Origin of the sequence: Paenarthrobacter sp. TAF1 (assembly GCF_052113825.1) — a bacterium.
In the GTDB taxonomy this organism is placed as follows: Bacteria; Actinomycetota; Actinomycetes; order Actinomycetales; family Micrococcaceae; genus Arthrobacter; species Arthrobacter nicotinovorans.
This window is the reverse complement of sequence record NZ_JBFRDO010000017.1, coordinates 52,357-72,849: the sequence shown is the minus strand read 5'-3', so window position 1 is coordinate 72,849 and position 20,493 is coordinate 52,357. Positions and strand designations below refer to the sequence as shown.

Genomic DNA, 20,493 nt, shown 5'->3' with positions numbered 1-20,493 from the left:
TGGAACGGGGTCACAGCTTGGCCATGATCAGATCCAGGTAGGCGCCCTTCGCCAGATCCGCAGGGCTGATTCCCAGGGCTTCCATGAGTTGATGGGCCTGCTCGGTGGCCTCTTCGGGTCCGAACACTCCACCCACGGCCACTTCCAGCTCGATGAAGTCACCGAGCCCGTCCACGGAGTCCAGATGGATCCTGGCCTCTCCCACCTGGACCACGGCACGGTGCTTGCGAACGCGCCCAAGTTCCCCGTAAGCGTCGGCCAGGACCTGACGCAGACCATCCGGATCGGACGTTGTTGAATGATCATAGTAGGAAGACTTCGGACCGGGTTCGTCTGCCCTGCGGTAGAAGATCAGCACTCCGTGGCCATCGCCGGTCACGCGCAGCTTGAGCCGGCCGCCTGGACACTCGAAGAAGGTATCGTCCTGCGAGCTGTGCTCGGGTTCCGAACCACCCAGGGAAAGAACGGTGGGCAGCAGGCGTTCGATGCTGTCGACATGCGCTTTGATTTCGATGTTCGTTGGCATGGATTTCCCCGGATCAGTTGTGGACGATGTACGCAGTGGAACGAGTGGATGGTGGCTTCCAAGCCTAGCGAACCCCTTGCCGGGCTTGTGCCCAGCGTCTCCTTTGCCCGGTCCGCTGGTAAATCAGCCCGATTTTTCTCGGCCCGATAGACTTGGGGCTGCATGTCCGCATGCGCACGATGCTTTTGAACACTGCACCAAAACCCTGAGATTGGACACGGCCACCTTGCGAGAATTTACCGCCCGCTTTGCCACTGCCGAGGAAATCGATAATTGGGACAAGCACGTCACTGCCAACCCGAACGGTGGCAACATGCTGCAGTCGGACGCCTACGCGGCAGTCAAGGACGGCAATGGGTGGCTTATCCGCCGGCTCGTCATCGAGACCGCTGACTATGCCAGCTATAACCTCCTGCTGGAGAAGAAGTTCCCCGTCCTGGGACGGCTCTGGTACCTGATCAAGGGTCCGGACGCCGGGTCCGTTGACGACATCAAGCCCATGCTGGACGCCGTCGCTTCCTTGGCGCGCGAACAGAAGATGAACGTCTTCACCATCAAGATAGAGCCCGACGTCGTGGAGTCGCCTGAGGTGGCCGCTCACCTGAAGGCCAGTGGCCTGGTCAAGGCCCCGAATATCCAGTCCAACGACTCCACCGCGCTGCTGGACATCTCAGCGCCTGCCAATGAAGTGCTTCGGAGCATTTCCTCCCGGGCCCGCAACGCAGTCCGCCGTGCAGAGCGCGAGGGCTGCGTTGTCCGGCAGGAAGAGGCCGGCGAGGAAAGCTACCGCAAGCTCTACGCCCTCATGCAGAACACCGTGAACGCCAAGGGCGCCATGCCTCTGCGGAGCTATGAGTACTATGCCGCGTTCTGGGGTGCATTCTGCAGTCGTGGACAGGGACAGTTCTTCTTCGTGTACGAGGACGATGCCCCGAGCGTAGGCGCGTTTGTGATCAATTACGGTTCCAAAGCCACCTACAAGGATGGCGGGTCGACGCAGAACCGCAAACAGTATGGCGACTCGCACCTGGTCCAGTGGGCTGCCATTCAGCGCATGCAGGAACTTGGCTGCGTCGAGTATGACTTCTGCGGCACCCCTCCAGGAGCCCGGATCAAGGACAAGACCCACCCGCTGTATGGCCTGGGGTCGTTCAAGACAAGCTTCACCAAGACGGTCACGGACTTCGTGGGCTGCTACGACCTCGTGCTGGGTCCGGTCCGTTACAAGCTGTGGCTCAAAGGGGCCGAGCGGGTGTTCCGTCGACTTGAAACCATGCGCACCGGAGGCCAGTTCTACTGACCGGCAGCAAAAGCCAACAAGCCAGCGAAAAGGCCCGCCCCGGCCACCAACGGGCGCAAATCTAACTTAGGCGAGGTAATTTCTTTGACTCCGATCGAGGCTGGAACCGACATGGAATTCGTGATTCTCAGCGACGCTGATTTCGAGACGTTTGCCAAGGGACACCCGCAGGGGAGCTTCATCCAGTCCATGGACCTGACGCGTTTCCAGCGCGCCCGCGGACAGGAAGTCGAGCTCTTCGGCGTGACCCGGGGCGGGAGCCTTATCTCAGCAGGAAAGCTCGTGTACACGTCCAACCGTTTTGGCTACAAGACAGCTGACTGCGCCAAGGGACCACTGATGGACTACAGCGACCCGGCAGTGGTTCGCTTCGTCGTCGGGCAGTTGAAGAAGCACGCGGCCTCGAAGAAGGCCGCAGAACTGCGGATATCACCCAACCTCCGGTACATCGCGCGCGATGAGGACGGCGCGGAGCATCCGGAAGTCGAGGACAACCGTCCATTGCTCAAGGAACTGGAAGGCCTTGGCTTCCAGCACCAGGGCTTCGACATGAACTTCGCCAACATCAACTGGATGTTCATCAAGCAGCTCGACGGCATCGCCGATTCCGAAGAGCTCATCATGGGTATGAACTACCGCACCCGCAAGGCCATCAGGAAAGCGGAGAAGAACGGCGTGTACCTGGAACAGGCCACGCTGGAAACGCTGGATGACTTCTACAGCGCGCTGAGCACTGCCGGCGACGAGAAGGGCTTCACGTACCGCGAACGCGAGTACTACGAGCAACTCCTCAGGAACACCTCCGATGAGTTCACCAAGCTCATGATGGCCAAGATCAACATCCCCGAGTACCGGGCCTCCATTACCGAACGCCTGGAAGCTGAATCCGCTACCCTTGCTGACCTCAAGCGGGAGGTTGAGGAAACCGGCAGCAAGAAGAAAGCCAACCGCGTCAAAGTGGTCCAGGATCTCGTGGACAGCTACGAGCGAAGCCTGAAGGACATTGAGCGCTTCCCGGACTCCGTGGGCGTGGCTACCGTAGCTGCCATTCACTTTGCGTGTTCAGGTGACGAACTCACGTGCGTCATCGGCGGCACCGTGCAGGACTACATCTACTTCAACGGCGCAACGTCCCTTTACTGGGGCATGATGCTGCACGCGCTGAACAACGGCTACTCCCGCTACAACTTCTACGGGACTTTCGGCATCCAGGGCCAGGACGAAACCGGGCACGGTGGCTATGAATTCAAGAAGGGATTCGGTGGCGAGGTAGTCCAGCTGCTGGGTGACTTCGTTGCTCCGGTCAGTCCCCTGAAGTACACGGCGTACCGTGTGGCCAGGAAGCTCGCAGGGGCCGCCCAGACAGTTCTGGGACGATTGCCGCTGGGCAAATTGCCGGTAGTACGAAACCTGCGGGGTAACCGCTGATCAAACAGCCAAGGGAGGATCGCCGCGTGACTGAACGCCCCGATGGGTCCGCCAGCCGGCCCCAGACCGACGGGTTGCCAAAGACCCAGCCGTTGCGCCCGTCGCAGGTCCGGCAGAACGTCAACGCCAAACGCATGCTGATGCGCCTGGTGCAGGGCGATAGTCCGCCTACCGCTCCCATGAACATCGTGGACCGGCTCGCCGGGAGTCCTTACGCCAATCCCACCATCCAGGTGGTTGGCGTGGACGCCTCGGCCCGCAAGACCATCGACTTCGCGCTCCATTTGGCCGAAGTGATGTTCCGTTACGGTGCGGGTGCGTTGGAAGTAGAGACGAGCATGATCGCTGTCACGGCCGCGCTCGGACTGAAGAACGTGGAAGTGGACATCACCAACCAGTCGGTGGCCATCAACTACGCTCCCAAGGACCAGACCCCCATCACCCTGCTGAGGGTGGTGCGCTCCTGGACCAACAACTACGCCGGATTGGCTCAGGTCCATCAACTGGTCACCGACATCGTGGCCGGGGGAGTTGGCCGTGACGAAGCCGTTCGCCGGCTGAACGGCATCATCCGCAGTGCCAAACCCTTCCCCCGGTGGATGGTGACGATCGCCTTCGGTATCTTCGCCGCAGTCTTTGTGGGTGTGTTGGGTGGCGGCATTGGTGCCTCGGCGGTGGCTTTCGGTTCCAACATCCTCATCAGCCTGCTGTCCCGCCAGCTTGTTAGATGGCGGACGGCGGACTTCTTCAACACCATGGCCTGCGCCTTCCTGGTCACGTTCGTTGCCCTGATGCTCCGTTGGGCGGGGGTGGAGATCGCGCCATCCATTGTGGTGGCCGGTGGAATCCTGCTGCTCCTTCCCACGGGCCGGCTGGTGTCCTCGGTGCAGGATGCCATCAACGGCTTCCCGGTTACTGCCGCAGGCCGGTTCCTCTCCACGTTGCTGACCTTTGGCGCGATCGTGGCGGGAATTGGCGTGGCCGTGGTGGTCGGGACACTGATGGGCAGTGTCGTCCTGGACGTCACCCAGACATTCCCTGACGCGTACCCCTTGTGGGGACAGGCCGTCCTGATCGCCGTCGCGGTGGTGGCGATCGGCGTGACGGAACAGACCCAGATGCGGTTGTTGATTCCGACGGCGGCAGTCGGCTTGGTAGGTTTCTTCGTTTTGTGGGGGGTTGGCCAGGCCGGCTTGGGCGAACGTTTGTCACCCGCCGTTGCGGCGGTGGCCATCGGCCTCCTGGCGCGTGTGGTGGCTCTGAAGCTGGGCGCCCCGCAGTTGGTGGTGGCTGTTCCGGCCGCGCTCATCCTGCTGCCGGGGCTCACCATTTTCCGGTCAATGTATGCCTTGACCGTTGAGGGCGGCAACATCCTGCTGGGTGCGGGCGGAATGCTGAATGCAGGCGCGATCGTACTCGGGGTAGCCGCTGGAATCGTGCTCGGCGACAACCTCGCCAGGCCGCTGACCAAGGGTCTTTCCAGCAACGAACGCCGCCGGGTGCGCCGGCGCTAGGCCGCCTCCCCCCTCTGGAGTTTTTGTACAGATATTGCCCCTAAGAGGTCTTTTTAGGGGCAATATCTGTACAAAAAGTCAGCTAGATCTGGCCGACGGGAAGCTTCTTCTCCGCCTGGAAGACTTCCTCCACACGGCCCAGGGCCCAGTACCCGGACAACGAAACCTGCGAACGCTCCAGGCCGCGCTGGACGAAGAAGATCTCCCTGAGGCCCTTCATGTACCCCCGCTCGCCGTGCGCGAAGACGTCGACGCGGCCCGGCAGCCATTCGGTGCTGCGCAGGGCGTCCAGAAGTAGGGCGCTGGAGCCGGCCGGCGTGCCCTTGCGCAGCAGCCAGTGCAGTTCGACGCCTTGGGGCGCTGCGAGGGGAAGAATGTCGGCTTCGCTGTCCACCTCGAGGTAGGCGGTTCCCCGGGCGTCGGCGTCCAGGGCCTCAATGCATGCGGCGATCGCAGGGATCGCTGCGTCATCTCCGGCAAACAGGTACCAGTCGGCGTCGGGGGATGGGTTGTAGCCGCCGCCCGGACCAGTGAAAATCAGCGAATCCCCGGGCCTGGCCTTGGCCGCCCAAGGACCTGCAAGGCCTTCATCCCCGTGCACCACGAAGTCGATGGCCAGTTCCTGTGCCTCCAGGTCCACCCAGCGGATGGTGTAGGTCCGGGTATGCGGCCACTGTTCGCGTGGCATGGTCTCGCGGATGGCCCACAAGTCCAGGGGCTGCTCGTAGTCGATGCCGTCCTGCGGGAAGACGATCTTGACGTAGCGGTCCACGTAGTCGTTGTTGACGTAGTCGTTGAACCCCGGACCGCCGGCCACGATCCGCACCATGTGGGGTGAAAGGCGCTCGTTCCGCAAGACGGTCAGGTTGACCTGCGGACGGCTTTTGCGTGTGGCGGACGAGGTGACGGGGAGAGCAGTCATATAGGTAAGCCTAAGCTAATCGACTGGGCCCCGGCCGGGTATGAGTCGAAGGTTACAAACCCTCCCTCACGTTCCGCGTGCTGGGGCCAAACGCTTCCTCACATTCGGCGTGCTTGGGCCGGACGCTTCCTCAGGTCCTACAGGACCGGGAGTTCCCAGTCGACAGGTTCCGCGCCTTGTTCGACCAACAATGCGTTGGTCCTGCTGAAGGGTTTGGAACCGAAGAAGCCCCGGGACGCCGAGAGCGGGCTTGGATGGACGGAGACCACCGACGGCGCCCCCTCCAGCAGCGGCACGACACTTTCGGCGTCTTTGCCCCACAGGATTGCGACCAGCGGCTTCTGCCGTCCCGCACCGTCCGTCCGCTGTGCGACGGCGGTGACTGCCGCCGTCGTGATGGCCTCCCATCCTTTCCCGCGGTGGGCGCCGGCATTGCGGGCCTCGACCGTGAGGACGCGGTTCAAGAGGAGGACGCCTTGCTCCGTCCATGCGCTGAGATCGCCATGGACGCGGGGTGGGAGGCCGAGGTCGTCATGAAGCTCTCGGTAAATGTTGGCAAGGCTGCGGGGGATGGGCCGTGTTTCGCGCGAGACGGAGAAGGAGAGTCCCACGGCGTGTCCCGGTGTCGGATAGGGATCCTGGCCCAGGAGGAGGACTTTGACGTCGGACAAGGGTTGCTGGAACGCCCGGAGGATGTTCCCGGAGGCGGGGAGGATCTGTTTGCCGTCGTTGGCACGCCGGGCGGCAAAGGACAGGGCATCGCGCAGTTGGCCTTCGACCGGACGCAGGGCATCGGCCCAGTCGGGAGCCATCAGCTCCTCAATCGGACGGTCAAGCAGCGCAGCCAAGTCCGCGTCCTCCGGGCCCGCAGGTTCAAGATCAAAGAGAGCATCCTCGCCAGTCACCCGGCCATTGTCTCCCGTATGGCGGAGGTCGGGCGAATGACAGTGATGTTATTCGCCCGTAACATGGGGGTAGGACATTTTCCCCAACAAGCGTCGAAGGAGTGTGCCGTGGCAGAACCAGCACCGGAACCAATGGCGCCGCAGGCCGACGGGTTGGCCTTGGAAGATCTCACGGCCGGTACCCGAAGCGACTCCCCATTGAGTGAGCGTGATCAGCAGATGTTGGCGCTGGAACGGCAGTGGTGGAAGTATGCCGGCGCGAAAGAACAGGCTATCCGGGAGCTCTTCGACCTCTCTGCCACCCACTATTACCAGATCCTGAATGCACTGATCGACACCGAGGACGCGCTGGCCCACGACCCCATGCTCGTCAAGAGATTGCGTAGACTACGTACGTCCCGCCAACGCGCGCGGACAGCGCGGCGCTTGGGGTCGGACGCGTAAATCGCCAGGCTGATCTGTCAGCAGCAACCAGCAAGGACAACGCTTCACCATGACCAAATATGCCAGGGACGAATTCGACCAGGTCCCACAGAACACCTCCCGGCAGGGCGTTCATCGCGACGGCCAGGACATCGCGCGTCCCACCTTGTGGCCGGTTCTGACTGTTGGAGCTGTGGCTCTGGTGCTCGGCCTCGTAGCGTTCCTCATCCTGCCGAACCTTGGGCTTGTCGCGCCCAGCGCGTCGTCAAACGTCTCGACGCCGGTACCCCAGCAAACGTCCACCTCGCCGTCCGCTGCGCCTTCCGAATCGAGCAGCGCCCCGCCCGCTTCCAGCGAACCGAGCACCCAGCCGACGCCGTCGAGCACTTCGTCAGCGACGCCGTCATCGGCGCCGGTGGACAAGAGCGTTCCGGTGGCGGTTTACAACGGGGCAGGTACTGCCGGCTTGGCGGGCAGGGTTGCAGGCCTGGTGCAGGGCGGTGGCTGGACGCTCAGCACGGTAGCCAACTGGGGCGGCATTCCCCAGCAGACTTCGGTGATCTTCTACAACGCTCCGGCGCAGAAGGCCAATGCAGAGGCCTTGGGAACCCTCCTGGGCATCCAGACGATCATTGAGACCCCGGATGTGCAGCAGCCGCTGGTTGTCGTAGCGGGACCCGGCTACCAGTAACGGCGCGGCTCCACGGCCCAAAACGGCCAACTCGGTTAAGCCTCAATAACAAAACCAGCACCCCGCCCATTGGGGGCAGCGCCGGCGGAGTGACTGTGGTTACAGTGGACTAATTCCGGTCCGGAGATCCCGGCAATCGGTCTTGGCTACTGCGAAAGTGTGGGCATCATGGCATTGGGAACCGTCAAATGGTTCAACGCCGAAAAGGGCTACGGATTCATCACTGTGGATGAGTCCGGCGACGACGTCTTCGTGCACTGGTCGGCTATCCAGATGGATGGCTTCCGTGCCCTCGAGGAGGGCCAGAGGGTGGAGTTCGAACTGGGGGAGGGCCAGAAGGGACCGCAGGCCGAGGGTGTTCGCGTCGCCTGACTTTCAGGGTTGTCCCGCATCGCCATCAGCTATCGGCTGAAACCCGTGTTTTTACTGCGAAAAGCGGAGGCTCTGCTTGCACTCTCCCCGGTCGAGTGCTAATTATTGATTTAGCACTCCTGCGGTTCGACTGCTAAATCCGGCCCGGGTTTCCCCGGTGGCGGACAGTGGTGGGATCGCTGGGAGATCAAGAAACACCTTGGTGGGGTGAGGTTCGGAACGCGGGGCATACAGAGGCCGCACGTGAAGGACCGTCCGTCGCGGGCACCCCATCTGACAGGTACCTTCTTAACGACTGTCCCGAAAGGACTACCGCCGTTATGGCCAAGATCATTGCATTTGATGAAGAGGCACGCCGCGGCCTCGAGCGGGGCCTGAACATCCTCGCAGACGCCGTCAAGGTCACCCTCGGCCCGCGTGGACGCAACGTCGTCCTCGAAAAGAAGTGGGGCGCCCCCACGATCACCAACGATGGCGTTTCCATCGCCAAGGAGATCGAGCTGGACGATCCTTACGAGAAGATCGGTGCAGAACTGGTCAAGGAAGTTGCCAAGAAGACGGATGACGTCGCTGGCGACGGTACCACCACTGCAACCGTCCTCGCCCAGGCACTGGTGAAGGAAGGCCTGCGCAACGTTGCCGCAGGCGCCGACCCGCTGTCCCTCAAGCGCGGTATCGAGAAGGCTGTTGAGGCAGTCATCAGCGAACTGCTGGCCTCCGCCAAGGAAATCGAAACCAAGGAAGAGATCGCAGCTACGGCTTCCATCTCCGCCGGTGACCCGGAAATCGGCAGCCTGATCGCCGAAGCCCTGGACAAGGTGGGCAAGGAAGGCGTCATCACGGTTGAAGAGTCCAACACCTTCGGCCTGGAACTCGAGCTCACCGAAGGCATGCGCTTCGACAAGGGCTACATCTCCGCTTACTTCGTCACGGACGCAGAACGCCAGGAAACGGTCCTCGAAGACCCGTACATCCTGATCGTCAACTCCAAGATCTCCAACGTGAAGGAACTCGTCACGGTTCTGGAGAAGGTCATGCAGTCCAACAAGCCGCTGCTGATCATCGCCGAAGACATCGAGGGCGAGGCCCTGGCCACCCTGATCGTCAACAAGATCCGTGGCACCTTCAAGTCTGTTGCCGTCAAGGCTCCGGGCTTCGGTGACCGCCGCAAGGCCCAGCTGGCCGACATCGCCATCCTCACCGGTGGCCAGGTCATCTCCGAAGAAGTTGGCCTCAAGCTCGAAAACGCCGGCCTGGACCTCCTCGGCACCGCCCGCAAGGTTGTTGTCACCAAGGACGAGACCACCATCGTTGAAGGTGCCGGCGACGCTGACGCAATCGCAGGCCGCGTGGCCCAGATCCGCGCCGAGATCGAGAACTCCGACTCCGACTACGACCGCGAGAAGCTGCAGGAACGCCTGGCCAAGCTGGCCGGCGGCGTTGCAGTCATCAAGGCCGGTGCCGCCACCGAAGTTGAGCTCAAGGAACGCAAGCACCGCATCGAGGACGCAGTCCGCAACGCGAAGGCTGCTGTTGAAGAAGGCATCGTTGCCGGTGGTGGCGTTGCCCTCATCCAGGCAGGCGCCAAGGCATTCGCCAACCTCACCCTGCAGGGTGACGAGGCAACGGGTGCCAACATCGTCAAGGTTGCCATCGACGCACCGCTGAAGCAGATCGCTTTCAACGCCGGCCTGGAGCCGGGCGTTGTGGTGGACAAGGTTCGCGGCCTGCCTTCCGGCCACGGCCTGAACGCTGCCACGGGCGTCTACGAAGACCTTCTGGCTGCCGGCGTCAACGACCCCGTAAAGGTCACCCGCTCGGCTCTTCAGAACGCTGCTTCCATCGCTGGTCTCTTCCTGACCACCGAAGCTGTTGTTGCAGACAAGCCCGAGAAGAACGCTCCGGCTCCCGGCGGCGACGACATGGGCGGCATGGGCGGCTTCTAAGCCCCACAGCTGTAGCGATACAGCGCCAGGCTCACGCTTGAAAACACGCGACGGCGGTCCCCACTCCGGTGGGGGCCGCCGTTGTGCGTCCGCGGCCAGGTCTTTTGGAGCCTGCTGCTGCTGGCTGCTGGCTGCCGGGGCGCGGGCGCGTTTAAGTGTCGGTGCGGTCTGGCAGGATTAATGCATGACGATTATTGCTGCCGCCGATGGGTCTGCCCTCGGTAATCCTGGACCGGCCGGCTGGGCCTGGTACGTTGATGACTCCTGTTGGCGCGCGGGAGGGTGGCCGCACGGCACCAACAACCAGGGTGAATTGATGGCTGTGCTTGACCTTTTCCGGTCAACGGCCCACGTACCTCACGAAGAACTGCTGATCCTTTGCGACAGCCAATACGTCATCAATTGCATAACCAAGTGGATGCCGGGCTGGAAGCGAAAGGGTTGGCGGAAGGCCGATGGGAAGCCCGTCTTGAATGTGGACCTCCTCAAAGAGATCGACCAAGCGATCGCGGGACGCAAGTACACGTTTGAGTGGGTCAAGGGCCATGCCGGCCATGACCTCAATGAGGCAGCGGACGAGCGCGCACGCGCGGTGGCCACGGCTTATCAGCAGGGCATAGCGCCGCGCAGTGGCCCCGGCTTCCCTGGAGCCCAGGAGAAGGCAACCGCTGCCGGCGAGGGATCCCCGGCAGCGACGACGGTATCGGAGGTACCGGTCCGGTCCGAGCCCGTTGCCGTGGCCTCCGGGGTCGCTTCTGTGTCCGGCTCGAATGCACTTCCGGCGTCCGCGCGTCCTGACCGGAGCATCCGGCCACATTTCGAGCCCACCCTGTTTGGCGAGGCGGGCCTTTTCGGCCAGCCCGACCTGTTCAGCGAACTGGGAGATGACACTTCAGCGCCCGAGCTCTCGGCTGAGGACACCGTCCTTGCCTTGGAACGCGAACTGCTCAGGCCGGACGTCAGGGCCGACATCGGAAGGATCGGAGTTCTCCTTCACCCGGACTTCGCCGAGATCGGCAGCTCGGGACGCTACTGGACCCGCGATGCCATGATGATGGCCCTGGAAGAAGACCCGGGAGAGGCAACGGAACTGGAGCTCCTGAGCGCGGACCGGCTCAGCGAAAACACCATCCTGCTGACTTACCGCAGTTTCAGCCATTCCGGTTCAGCGCTCCGCAGCTCCGTCTGGACGCTCGACCGGGGCCAATGGCGGCTGCGGTTCCACCAGGGCACGCTCGAAAAACAGTAGCTGAGACAGCCCGGTATAACCTGCAGGGCCGGATGCACAGGGGGAAGACAGCCGGCCCTGCAGGAGTTCAACGGCCCCGCAGGAGTTCGAAGCGTCCTGGATCGGGACGTTTGGTCCGAGGGGATCCTAGTAGGCGAAGCGTTGGGTATTGCCTTGTTCCACCTCTGAGTAGCTGGTTGCGGCCGAGGCCAATGCCATGGTGATGGAATCCAGAGAGGCTTCGACCTTGCTTTGGGTGAGCGACCATTCCACCAGGAGGGCCTGGAAGTTGTTGGCCGCTGAGCCTTTCCAGCTGGCCTGCAGTTCTTCCAGGCCGCGTCTCATGGTGTGCACGTCTGTACTGATGCGGTCCACAGTTCCTTTGACGTTGGCGGACTTGAGCTGCAGCAGCTCGGTATCAACGGAGATGACGGTCATGGATGGTGCCTTTCGATGAAGATGTCCCGCCGTATGCGCGGGCTGCTTGGGAAGCGTGGCCACTGCATTCAGCCTAGGGACTGCGCCTGCAGCCCGTAACGACCCTTCATCGCTATGTGGATAAGACTGCTATGTGCAAAAGCACTATGCGGACGGCACCTCGGCCGGTTCTTCACGGAAGGGGAGGCTGACCACCAAAGTGGCGCCGCCGCCGTCGGTCTCTGTCACCTGGACCGAGCCGCCGTGGGAGCCGACGATCGCCGCTACAATCGCCAGTCCCAGGCCACTGCCACCGGTTTCCCGGGTCCGCGAGGTGTCTGCCCGGTAAAAGCGTTCGAAGATCTTGTTGGTTTCCGACTCCGGAATGCCGGACCCGTGGTCGCGGATCTCAATTACGGACATTTTCCCGGCGGGAGTGGTGCTTACGCCGACGGCGAGCTCAATCGGGCTTCCCTCCGGCGTGTACCGCAAGGCGTTGCCCACCAGGTTCCCAATCACTTGGCGAAGTTTCGCTTCATCTCCCTGGACCGGCGCCGCAGAGGGGGAATCGCCGTCGAGACCTGTGAGGGTGATGGTCCGGTCGCCGGAGGAGGCCTTGGTGTCCACCATGGCGTCGTGGGCAAGGAGCTGCAGGTCTACAGGCTTGAGCTGGAGCGGCCGCTGTTCGTCCAGGCGCGCCAGAAGCAGCAGGTCTTCCACCATTGAGCCCATCCGCTTGGCTTCGCTTTCGATCCTCCCCATGGCCATGGCCACGTCTTCCTCGGTAGAGAGGGCTCCGTGCCGGTACAGCTCGGAGAAGCCTCGAATAGTCACCAGGGGAGTCCGCAGTTCGTGGGACGCGTCCGCGGCAAAGCGGCGCATCCGGCCCTCAGAAGCGGCACGTGCGGCGAACGAGGCTTCGATGTGGGCGAGCATGGCGTTGAGGGAACCGCCGAGCCTGCCCACTTCGGTATGCGGATTGTCTACTTCCACACGGCGGGAGAGGTCGCCTGCGGCAATGGCTGCTGCGGTCTTTTCCACCTTGGCCAGGGGGCGGAAGGACCGTGCAACTGTCCAGGTGGCTATGAAGAACGCCAGGACCAGCGTCAGTAGGCCGACGCCCACCACCACGAGGACGGCGTGCTCCATGACCTTGTCCACGGGAGTTAGCGGCAGCCCAATGATGACCACGCCATTCTGCCCGTTGGCCACGACTCCCACAGCAACAACCCGCCAGTTGGTTCCGGCGGTTCCCTTGACCTGGAAGGGCGCATTGGCGCGTTGCTTCGCTTCCAGCGGGGTGATGTTGGAAATCGCCGGACGATCGCTCTGGCTGCCGCCGAATGGATACGGGGCGAGGTCAGGGACGTAAAGCGTCAGGGAATAGTCCGTGGGAACCGCGGTGTCTGCGGGCACGGCGCTGTTGGGCTCGGTCAGCCTGTCGAAGGACTGGCGGTCCTGGGCCAAGGCGACAGCGGCCTTGAGCTTGTCGTCGACTTGGCCCTGCAGGTAGCTCTTGACGAGCGTCAGGGTACCTGCACCAGTCGCCGCGAGGGCAAGCAGGAGCAGGCACATGATGATGGCTACCAGCTGCGACCGCAGGGAAGCCGACTTCCAGCGTTGCAGCAAGGTCAGCGCTTCTCTGCCGTTCGCAGCACGTAGCCCACGCCGCGCTTGGTCTGGATGAGGGCTGCGGCATCGGGATCGATGTCCACCTTGCGGCGAAGGTAGGAAATGTAGGACTCGACGATCGAGGCATCTCCGTTGAAGTCGTATTCCCACACGTGGTCAAGGATCTGGGCCTTGGACAACACGCGGTTGGGGTTGAGCATCAGGTAGCGGAGCAGCTTGAATTCGGTGGGGGACAGCTCGATCACGGTGCCGCCGCGGCGGACTTCATGGGCGTCGTCGTCGAGTTCAAGATCATCAACGCGGATGACGGCGTCATCGTCCTCCAGCGGCTGCGTGCGGCGGAGTACGGCGCGGATCCGGGCCACAACCTCGTCAAGGCTGAACGGTTTGGTGACGTAGTCATCGCCGCCCACCGTCAGGCCGGTGACCTTGTCTTCGGTGTCATCCTTCGCGGTCAGGAAAAGCACGGGGAAGTGCTTGCCGGCCGCGCGGAGGCGGCGGGTGACGGTGAAACCGTCCATGTCCGGAAGCATGACGTCCAGGACCGCCAGGTCCGGGGCATGAAGGTCGGCGGCGGCGAGGGCTTCGCGACCGTTGGCCGCGGCTACCACCTCGAAGCCGGCGAAACGCAGAGATGTGGAAAGAAGCTCGCGAATGTTGGGCTCGTCGTCAACCACAAGGAGCTTGGCTTCAGGACCGTTCTTTTTCATGACACCCATAGTGCTCCCAGAAACTGGGAGTTCTCTGAATGCTGCATGTGAGCCCCCCAAGTGCCAACGGCGTGTCAGGTTGGTCATGCCTGCAGGACCAACCCGACTCCCAGCGCCACCATGGTCACGGCAATCCCGCCGTCCAGGAACCGCCAGGACAACGGACGGGCGAAGAAGCCGCGGAGGAACCTCGCACCGAATCCCAGGGAACAGAACCAGAGGATACTGCCCACCATGGCGCCGGCCCCGAACCACCACTGCAGGGGACTGCCTTGGGCGTTCGCCAGCGAGCCGATGAGGGCGATGTCCAGGTAGACGTGCGGATTGAGCCAGGTCAGTGCGAGGACGGTGGCTACCGCGGCCAGGGCACCGCCCTTGCGGCCGGTACCACCGTTACCACTGGTGCTTTCGCCCGTCGTCAACGACTGCGGCCGCATGGCGCGCCTGGCCGCCATCACGCCGTACGTCACCAAAAATGCGGCGCCTACATAGCGGAGGACGACGACGGCGGCAGGCGCTGCCGTTATCAGCGCACCTGTACCGAAAACTCCGGCCGCGATCAGGACGGCATCCGAAAGCGCACACACAGCGACGATGGGGACGAGGTGTTCGCCCCTGATGCCTTGGCGCAGCACGAACGCATTCTGGGCGCCGATGGCAACAATGAGGGCAAGACCCGTGGCCAGGCCGAGGCCTGCGGAATGGAAGTAGTCAAGGGAAGTCACCTTCCCGAAGTTACGGCGGTCCCAAACCTAAGACCAGCTAAAGTTTCTGAATCTGCGTAAGCTGAGCTTATGAGCCAGTTTCCATCCGAACAGTTGCTGACCTTTGCCACTGTCCTCTCCGAGGGCACGTTGGAAGCGGCGGCGCGCATGCTTCACATCACGCCGTCGGCGGTGTCCCAAAGGCTGAAAGCACTGGAACAATCCACGGGCCGGGTCCTGCTGCAACGCAGCAACCCTGCCCTGGCAACTGAAGCCGGCGAGGTTGTCCTGCGGCTGGCGCGGCAGGTGGGACAGCTGGAGGCCGACGCGGGCAAGGAACTGGGTCTGGATGGTGGCCAGCCCCAACTGGCCCTGCCGATCGTGGTCAACGCGGATTCTTTGGCGGTGTGGTTCCTGAAGGCGCTTGCCCAAGTGCCCGGCAGCCTCAACGTCACGTTCGATCTCCACCGTGACGACGAGCAGCACTCCACGTCGCTGCTCCGGTCAGGCACGGTCATGGCTGCTGTGACGGCCACGCCCGAGCCAGTCCAAGGCTGCCGCGTCGAAAGCCTCGGCATCATGCGGTACCTCCCCGTGGCCGCTCCGACGTTCGTGGAACGTTGGTTTCCGGGCCTTCCCATGGGCCTCGACGGCGCAGCACTCAATGCTGCGCCAACAGTGGACTTCGACCGCAAAGACACCTACCAGTGGGCCTTCGTCCAGTCCGTGATCAACACCGAGGGGCGGCCGGTTCCCGAGAGGAAAGGCCCGCGCCACTATGTGCCGGCATCCCAGGACTTTGGCGATGCGATCCGGCTGGGACTCGGCTGGGGTCTCATCCCGGAAGTCCAATGCGGTCCCGACATTGCGGACGGGCGGCTGATCGAGCTCGCTCCGGAGCAGCCTTTCGATGTGCCGCTGTACTGGCAGCGGTGGCGCACGGCGTCCTCTGCACTGGACACGCTCAGCGAGACGGTCCGCCGGGTGTCGGCACAATACCTCCGCCAGTCCTGAAGACGCTAAATCCGAACACGCCCGCCGATGCTTCCAAAAATGTCGGTGCCCCGTTCCACACTTAAAACATGGCAAATACAGCAGCTCCAGTCAGCATCCATCACCTCACCGGTGAGGTCGAATTCCTTGTCACCTACCTGGACACGGACACCGGACGGGTCCGGCGTGAAGACTTCCAGGACCTCATGGAGGCAGAACGCTTCGCCAATGCGCAGCTCCGCGACGCGGACTCCTGGGCCGTCATTGATCAAGTGGACACCACGCCCTCAAACCGGATGGTCGCCTGAACCCCTGGCGGGTCGCCTGAACGCCTTACTCGGGCCGGTTCCCGGCGTGGCCGCCGTGGACGAACGGTGATGACACGCCTTCGTATTTGAGCATCATCATCATGCCCTCGGCAGCATGATCCAGATTGTGGCAGTGATCCATCCAAATTCCCGGGTTGTCGGCATGCAGCAGTACTTCCCATACTTCGCCGGGCAGCACATCCACGGTGTCCAGGACCAGCGGTGAGCCGCTGGGTGCCACGCCGTTCCTGCTCAGGACCTGCACGTGATGACCGTGCGGATGCATCGGGTGGGGTTCGGCGGTCCTGTTCACCACCGTCACTTTCACGGTGTCACCCTCCGCCACCTCAATGGACGGCACCAGCGGGTACGCCGCCCCGTTCACAGTGAAGGCATACCGCGGGACACCATCCACAAAACGAAATTGCCGGTCCAGCACCACTACCTCTTCGCGGGTGACAGCAGAGGCAGGTGGACCGGACGCCTCTGTCGGAGTCCCGGCCAGCGTATTCCCGGCGGACAGTGGACTGCCATAATCCAAAAGGTCCAGCACAGGAGTGGTGGCAAAAACGCCTGACGGCGCCCGCCCTTGGGCCGTTGTGGGGAATCCGGGTGGGGCAATGACCACCACGGCGTCGGCTGCCGAATCCGAGCGCAGGGTGACGGGGGAGTCCGGCATGCTGAAAGCAACATCTACCCGGCCGCCCGCTCCCAGCCGCACCAACTTTCCCTTGATGTCCCCGGGCTCATTGACGTCGGTACCGTCCACGGCCACGGCCTTGAAGGACGTGCCTTCCACAAGGTAGCGCTGGGGCAAGGAATCGGTGTTCACCAGCCGCACCCGCACACTCGTCCCCGGGGCGGCCCGGTATTCGCTGCTGCGGTCTGAGGAGCCCAGCAACCCCAGACCGCTGAGGTCGTGCCCCGCCACCACGATATCCGTGTCAGCACGGACCTTCGCGGGATGGTGCACGACGAATGCGCCGTAGAGGCCCTTGCGGACCCCCTCGGCCGAATCCTGATGTGTGTGATACCAGTATGTACCGGCCTGTGCTGCGGTGAAGCGGTAGGTAGTGGACTGGCCAGGCATCACTGCGTCCTGTGTTGCGCCAGCCACTCCGTCCATGGCATTGGGGACGTCGTAGCCGTGCCAATGGACAGTCACACCGGCGGCGATATCCCGGTTCTTGAGAACCACCTCCACTACCTCGCCCAGCGTGGCTTCTATCATCGGGCCAGGAACGCTCCCGAAGGTCCAGGCTTCCGTGGTTCGTCCGGATGGCAGGGTCAGCTGCTCCACCCGGGCGGTCAGTTCGTAGTGCCGGACCACCGCATCTTTGGGTGTCTCACCCACAAGGCTGGTCACCGGCGTCGGGTCCGCGACCGTGGCGGCGCTGTTACCGCGGTGATGGCTTACAGCGGCGGCTATCGCCGCGCCATCGGCGGAGCGGCTCCCGAGCCATGCAAAGACTCCCGACCCCAACACTGCGCAAAGCATAAGGGCGGCCACGGCGGCCGACGCCGTCGTCGAACGTCTGCCATGGGTTCGCGCGACGCCGGTGCCGGCCGGCTTTCCCAGGGCGATCCAGGCGATCAGCATTGTTCCGCCCACCATGAAGAGAAGTACTGCGATGCTCCACGGTGCGGGGAACGGTCCGAGGACCAGGACTAGAACCAGTGCGGCGGCAGCGGACGAGGCCGCCGCCACCATTGCCATCACCGCCCCTCGGCGGCTTCGCCCGAACCACCACCGGGCCCTGGCAGGTTTGGCGCCGGTGTTCCGCCTCCTCAGCAAGAACGGAACACCGGCCATCGCGGCCCAAGCCGCGGGGATGGCGGTCAGAGGCAGACTGATGATTATGCGTTCGCTGGCAAACCACCAACCGCCGGCCACCAAAGACGGAAGCAAGGCATAGCGTGACACCGTCACGATCACGGCAATACCCACCAACAGCAAAGCCAGGTCAATCCCGCGGCGCGGCCCCGGCTTGGGGTCAGTGCTTGAAACAACAGTCATCCACACGGCAGCCGTCCAGGCTGCGGCCGCGAGGATGGACAACACCAAATCCACCGCCAGCAGCTGCGAGGTATTCACAGCTGCCTTTGCTCAGGCTGCGCTGGAGGAGGCAGAAGCATCCGAAGCAGCAGCTTTCGGAGGCAACGGCTGCGGATTGAGGGCCGCTGCGCGTGCGCGGTTGAAGAGCCAGTAGGACATGAAGATCATCAGCACGCCGGTGATCGGGTGGATGGAGACAACCCATGATCCGGCAGGGGTGATGAAGTCTTCCGAAGAACCGGTCAACATGCCGCCGATGATGAAAATGAACAGCTGGACCCAGGAAAGCAGGAAAATTCCGGCTGCCAGCCAGATTGTCCGGGCGCCCATCCGGGCGATGGCGGCCACAATGGCGGCGAGGAGCGCCGAGTAACGCAGCACATACTGGCCGTTCATCACGTGGAAGACACCAGCTTCGCGCTGGGCTTCAATGGTGTTCTGGAAGTGGAAGTATCCTGCGAAAAACAACTGCGCGAGTGCTGACAACAGGACGATTGCGGAAATGACCAGGAGGGCTTTACGCATGGGGAATCCTCTGGGGAAAACTTCTTTTCGGATTCTTCTAGGCCTTCGAACCGCCGGCTCCCTGGCTGCGGGCTACCCCCACCGCCGACGGCTGGCCGCCGGATTGCCTGGACCAAGGGCAACCACGTAGGGCGGAGAGCTTCACTAGGAATCGTAAATTCGCTGGAGGTGAATAGCAAGGGTCCTGAGGTACATTCCCGGAAGGGCCGCTACTGTTCCTGACCCACGTCCTTGCCGACGTCCTTCGAATCCATGATCCGGTAGGCGTAGCCCTGTTCGGCCAGGAACCGTTGGCGTTTGGCGGCAAAGTCCTGGTCGAGCGTATCCCTGGCCACCAGTGAGTAGAACCGGGCAGCCCTGCCGTCCTGCTTCGGACGCAGGAGGCGCCCCAGCCGCTGCGCCTCTTCCTGCCGGGAACCGAAAGAACCTGACACCTGGATGGCCACGGACGCTTCGGGGAGATCAATGGAGAAGTTGGCTACCTTGGAGACCACCAGGGTTTGGATCTCGCCTTTGCGGAAAGCGTCAAAGAGTTTCTGGCGGGCCTTGACAGTGGTTTCGCCCTTGATCAGGGGCGCGTCCAGGCGCTCGGCAATTTCATCCAGCTGGTCGATGTACTGTCCGATCACCAGCAACTGCTCGCCCTTGTGGACGGCCACCAGGTCTTCCACCAATTTGGTTTTGGTTTCGGAGGTAGCGCACAGGCGGTACTTGTCGGCATCATCGGCCATGGCGTAGGCCACGCGTTCGTCGCGGGGGAGGTCCACCCGCACTTCGACGCAGTCCGCAGGTGCGATGTAACCCTGTGCTTCGATGTCCTTCCATGGCGCGTCGTACCGCTTGGGACCAATGAGGCTGAAGACTTCGCCTTCCCGGCCGTCCTCACGGACCAGCGTGGCGGTGAGGCCCAGACGACGGCGGGCCTGCAGATCCGCCGTCATGCGGAAGATCGGGGCAGGCAACAGGTGGACCTCGTCGTAGATGATGAGTCCCCAGTCGTGCCCATCCACGAGTTCCAGGTGCGGATACAGGCCCCCGCGCTTGGTTGTGAGGACCTGATAGGTGGCAATCGTGACGGGTCGGACTTCCTTGACGGAGCCGGAGTACTCACCGATTTCGTCTTCGGTGAGGGACGTCCGCTTGAGGAGTTCGTCCTTCCACTGCCGCGCCGAAACAGTGTTGGTCACCAGGATCAGGGTTGTTGTGGAGGACGTCGCCATGGCTGCCGCGCCCACCAGTGTCTTCCCGGCACCGCAGGGGAGCACGACGACGCCGCTGCCGCCGGCCCAGAAGTTCTCCGTGGCCAGCTTCTGGTACGGCCGCAGCTGCCAGCCGCTCTCGTCCAGCATGATGAGGTGTGGCTGCCCGTCAACGTATCCAGCGAGGTCTTCGGCGGGCCAGCCCAGTTTGAGGAGCAACTGTTTCAGCTGTCCCCGCTGCGAGGAATGCACCACCACGGTTTCACCGTCGATCCGCGGCCCCAGCAGGGGTGCGATCTTCTTGGCGCGGATGACTTCCTCGAGTACCGGATAGTCGTCGGTGCGCATCACCAGACCGTGTTGGGGGTCCTTCTCCAACCGCAGGCGGCCGTAGCGGGACATGGTTTCTTCAATGTCGATCAGTAGTGCGTGCGGCACGGGGAAGCGCGAGTACTTCAGCAGGGTATCGAGTACCTGCTCGGCGTCCAGGCCCGCAGCGCGTGCATTCCACAGGCCCAGTGGCGTGAGCCGGTAGCTGTGCATGTGTTCCGGGGCGCGCTCCAGTTCGGCGAAGGCCGCAATGGCGTGCCGGGCTTCGGTGGCGAGCTCGTGGTCGACTTCGAGCAGTATGGTTTTGTCACTTTGTACGATCAGGGGACCGTCGTTCACAGCTGAATCCTCACGTTCACAGTTG

Annotated in this window: 20 protein-coding genes; 10 read left to right on the top strand and 10 right to left on the bottom strand. The window is 62.9% G+C overall.

The features are described 5' to 3' along the window. Positions 1 to 10: 10 nt before the first annotated feature. Positions 11 to 526 (bottom strand): class IV adenylate cyclase, encoded by a 516-nt coding sequence (locus AB4Y81_RS17990; RefSeq protein WP_441996379.1) that lies wholly within the window; start codon positions 524 to 526, stop codon positions 11 to 13. 211 nt (positions 527 to 737) lie between these two features. Here AB4Y81_RS17990 and AB4Y81_RS17985 point away from each other — a divergent pair, with 211 nt between their 5' ends. The 3 genes from AB4Y81_RS17985 to AB4Y81_RS17975 all read left to right on the top strand — a co-directional run bounded on the left by AB4Y81_RS17985 (position 738) and on the right by AB4Y81_RS17975 (position 4,768). Beyond that, positions 738 to 1,826 carry a lipid II:glycine glycyltransferase FemX gene (locus tag AB4Y81_RS17985; RefSeq protein WP_441996378.1) on the top strand — a complete coding sequence of 363 codons (1,089 nt, stop codon included), beginning with the start codon at positions 738 to 740 and terminating at the stop codon, positions 1,824 to 1,826. Between the two features lie 111 nt (positions 1,827 to 1,937). Next, positions 1,938 to 3,254 carry a peptidoglycan bridge formation glycyltransferase FemA/FemB family protein gene (locus tag AB4Y81_RS17980; RefSeq protein ID WP_354628372.1) on the top strand — a complete coding sequence of 439 codons (1,317 nt, stop codon included), beginning with the start codon at positions 1,938 to 1,940 and terminating at the stop codon, positions 3,252 to 3,254. Positions 3,255 to 3,280: 26 nt separating this feature from the next. Next, on the top strand, positions 3,281 to 4,768 hold the full coding sequence (locus tag AB4Y81_RS17975) for a threonine/serine ThrE exporter family protein (RefSeq protein WP_441996377.1): 1,488 nt from the start codon (positions 3,281 to 3,283) through the stop codon (positions 4,766 to 4,768). A gap of 82 nt (positions 4,769 to 4,850) precedes the next feature. Here the strand turns inward: AB4Y81_RS17975 and AB4Y81_RS17970 are convergent, their stop codons facing one another. Beyond that, the gene (locus AB4Y81_RS17970; RefSeq protein WP_441996376.1) at positions 4,851 to 5,690 is read right to left on the bottom strand and encodes a siderophore-interacting protein; all 840 of its coding nucleotides are present in this window, start codon (positions 5,688 to 5,690) and stop codon (positions 4,851 to 4,853) included. Between the two features lie 137 nt (positions 5,691 to 5,827). Beyond that, the gene (locus AB4Y81_RS17965; RefSeq protein ID WP_441996375.1) at positions 5,828 to 6,595 is read right to left on the bottom strand and encodes a uracil-DNA glycosylase; all 768 of its coding nucleotides are present in this window, start codon (positions 6,593 to 6,595) and stop codon (positions 5,828 to 5,830) included. Positions 6,596 to 6,703: 108 nt separating this feature from the next. Between AB4Y81_RS17965 and AB4Y81_RS17960 the strand changes: the two genes are divergently transcribed. The 5 genes from AB4Y81_RS17960 to AB4Y81_RS17940 all read left to right on the top strand — a co-directional run bounded on the left by AB4Y81_RS17960 (position 6,704) and on the right by AB4Y81_RS17940 (position 11,276). Then, a complete protein-coding gene (locus tag AB4Y81_RS17960; RefSeq protein WP_039240001.1) occupies positions 6,704 to 7,039 on the top strand; it encodes a DUF3263 domain-containing protein in 336 nt (111 codons plus the stop codon). 49 nt (positions 7,040 to 7,088) lie between these two features. Continuing rightward, positions 7,089 to 7,709, top strand: coding sequence for a LytR C-terminal domain-containing protein (locus AB4Y81_RS17955; protein WP_416430170.1), 621 nt, complete (start codon positions 7,089 to 7,091; stop codon positions 7,707 to 7,709). A 168-nt stretch (positions 7,710 to 7,877) separates the two neighbouring features. Continuing rightward, positions 7,878 to 8,081, top strand: coding sequence for a cold-shock protein (locus AB4Y81_RS17950; RefSeq protein ID WP_011773737.1), 204 nt, complete (start codon positions 7,878 to 7,880; stop codon positions 8,079 to 8,081). Between the two features lie 320 nt (positions 8,082 to 8,401). Beyond that, entirely contained in the window at positions 8,402 to 10,027 is a 1,626-nt protein-coding gene (gene groL, locus AB4Y81_RS17945; RefSeq protein WP_018779556.1) for a chaperonin GroEL, read from the top strand. Positions 10,028 to 10,211: 184 nt separating this feature from the next. Next, positions 10,212 to 11,276 (top strand): ribonuclease HI family protein, encoded by a 1,065-nt coding sequence (locus AB4Y81_RS17940; protein ID WP_055973385.1) that lies wholly within the window; start codon positions 10,212 to 10,214, stop codon positions 11,274 to 11,276. A gap of 126 nt (positions 11,277 to 11,402) precedes the next feature. Here AB4Y81_RS17940 and AB4Y81_RS17935 read toward each other — a convergent pair whose 3' ends face one another. The 4 genes from AB4Y81_RS17935 to AB4Y81_RS17920 all read right to left on the bottom strand — a co-directional run bounded on the left by AB4Y81_RS17935 (position 11,403) and on the right by AB4Y81_RS17920 (position 14,739). Continuing rightward, positions 11,403 to 11,693 carry a WXG100 family type VII secretion target gene (locus AB4Y81_RS17935; RefSeq protein ID WP_018779558.1) on the bottom strand — a complete coding sequence of 97 codons (291 nt, stop codon included), beginning with the start codon at positions 11,691 to 11,693 and terminating at the stop codon, positions 11,403 to 11,405. Positions 11,694 to 11,837: 144 nt separating this feature from the next. Continuing rightward, positions 11,838 to 13,301 (bottom strand): sensor histidine kinase, encoded by a 1,464-nt coding sequence (locus tag AB4Y81_RS17930; protein ID WP_039240006.1) that lies wholly within the window; start codon positions 13,299 to 13,301, stop codon positions 11,838 to 11,840. Between the two features lie 2 nt (positions 13,302 to 13,303). Beyond that, entirely contained in the window at positions 13,304 to 14,014 is a 711-nt protein-coding gene (locus AB4Y81_RS17925; protein ID WP_026267426.1) for a response regulator transcription factor, read from the bottom strand. Between the two features lie 83 nt (positions 14,015 to 14,097). After that, complete coding sequence (locus AB4Y81_RS17920) at positions 14,098 to 14,739, bottom strand: LysE/ArgO family amino acid transporter (RefSeq protein WP_018779561.1); 642 nt, start codon at positions 14,737 to 14,739, stop codon at positions 14,098 to 14,100. 69 nt (positions 14,740 to 14,808) lie between these two features. Here AB4Y81_RS17920 and AB4Y81_RS17915 point away from each other — a divergent pair, with 69 nt between their 5' ends. Both AB4Y81_RS17915 and AB4Y81_RS17910 read left to right on the top strand, forming a co-directional pair. After that, positions 14,809 to 15,732 carry a LysR family transcriptional regulator ArgP gene (locus AB4Y81_RS17915; RefSeq protein WP_441996374.1) on the top strand — a complete coding sequence of 308 codons (924 nt, stop codon included), beginning with the start codon at positions 14,809 to 14,811 and terminating at the stop codon, positions 15,730 to 15,732. 68 nt (positions 15,733 to 15,800) lie between these two features. Further along, entirely contained in the window at positions 15,801 to 16,019 is a 219-nt protein-coding gene (locus AB4Y81_RS17910; RefSeq protein WP_018779563.1) for a hypothetical protein, read from the top strand. 25 nt (positions 16,020 to 16,044) lie between these two features. Here the strand turns inward: AB4Y81_RS17910 and AB4Y81_RS17905 are convergent, their stop codons facing one another. The 3 genes from AB4Y81_RS17905 to AB4Y81_RS17895 all read right to left on the bottom strand — a co-directional run bounded on the left by AB4Y81_RS17905 (position 16,045) and on the right by AB4Y81_RS17895 (position 20,468). After that, positions 16,045 to 18,114, bottom strand: coding sequence for a multicopper oxidase family protein (locus AB4Y81_RS17905; RefSeq protein WP_441996373.1), 2,070 nt, complete (start codon positions 18,112 to 18,114; stop codon positions 16,045 to 16,047). Between the two features lie 12 nt (positions 18,115 to 18,126). Next, positions 18,127 to 18,600, bottom strand: a complete 474-nt coding sequence (locus AB4Y81_RS17900) for a hypothetical protein (protein ID WP_018779565.1) — start codon at positions 18,598 to 18,600, stop codon at positions 18,127 to 18,129. A gap of 209 nt (positions 18,601 to 18,809) precedes the next feature. Further along, positions 18,810 to 20,468, bottom strand: a complete 1,659-nt coding sequence (locus AB4Y81_RS17895; protein WP_018779566.1) for a DNA repair helicase XPB — start codon at positions 20,466 to 20,468, stop codon at positions 18,810 to 18,812. Positions 20,469 to 20,493 lie beyond the last annotated feature (25 nt).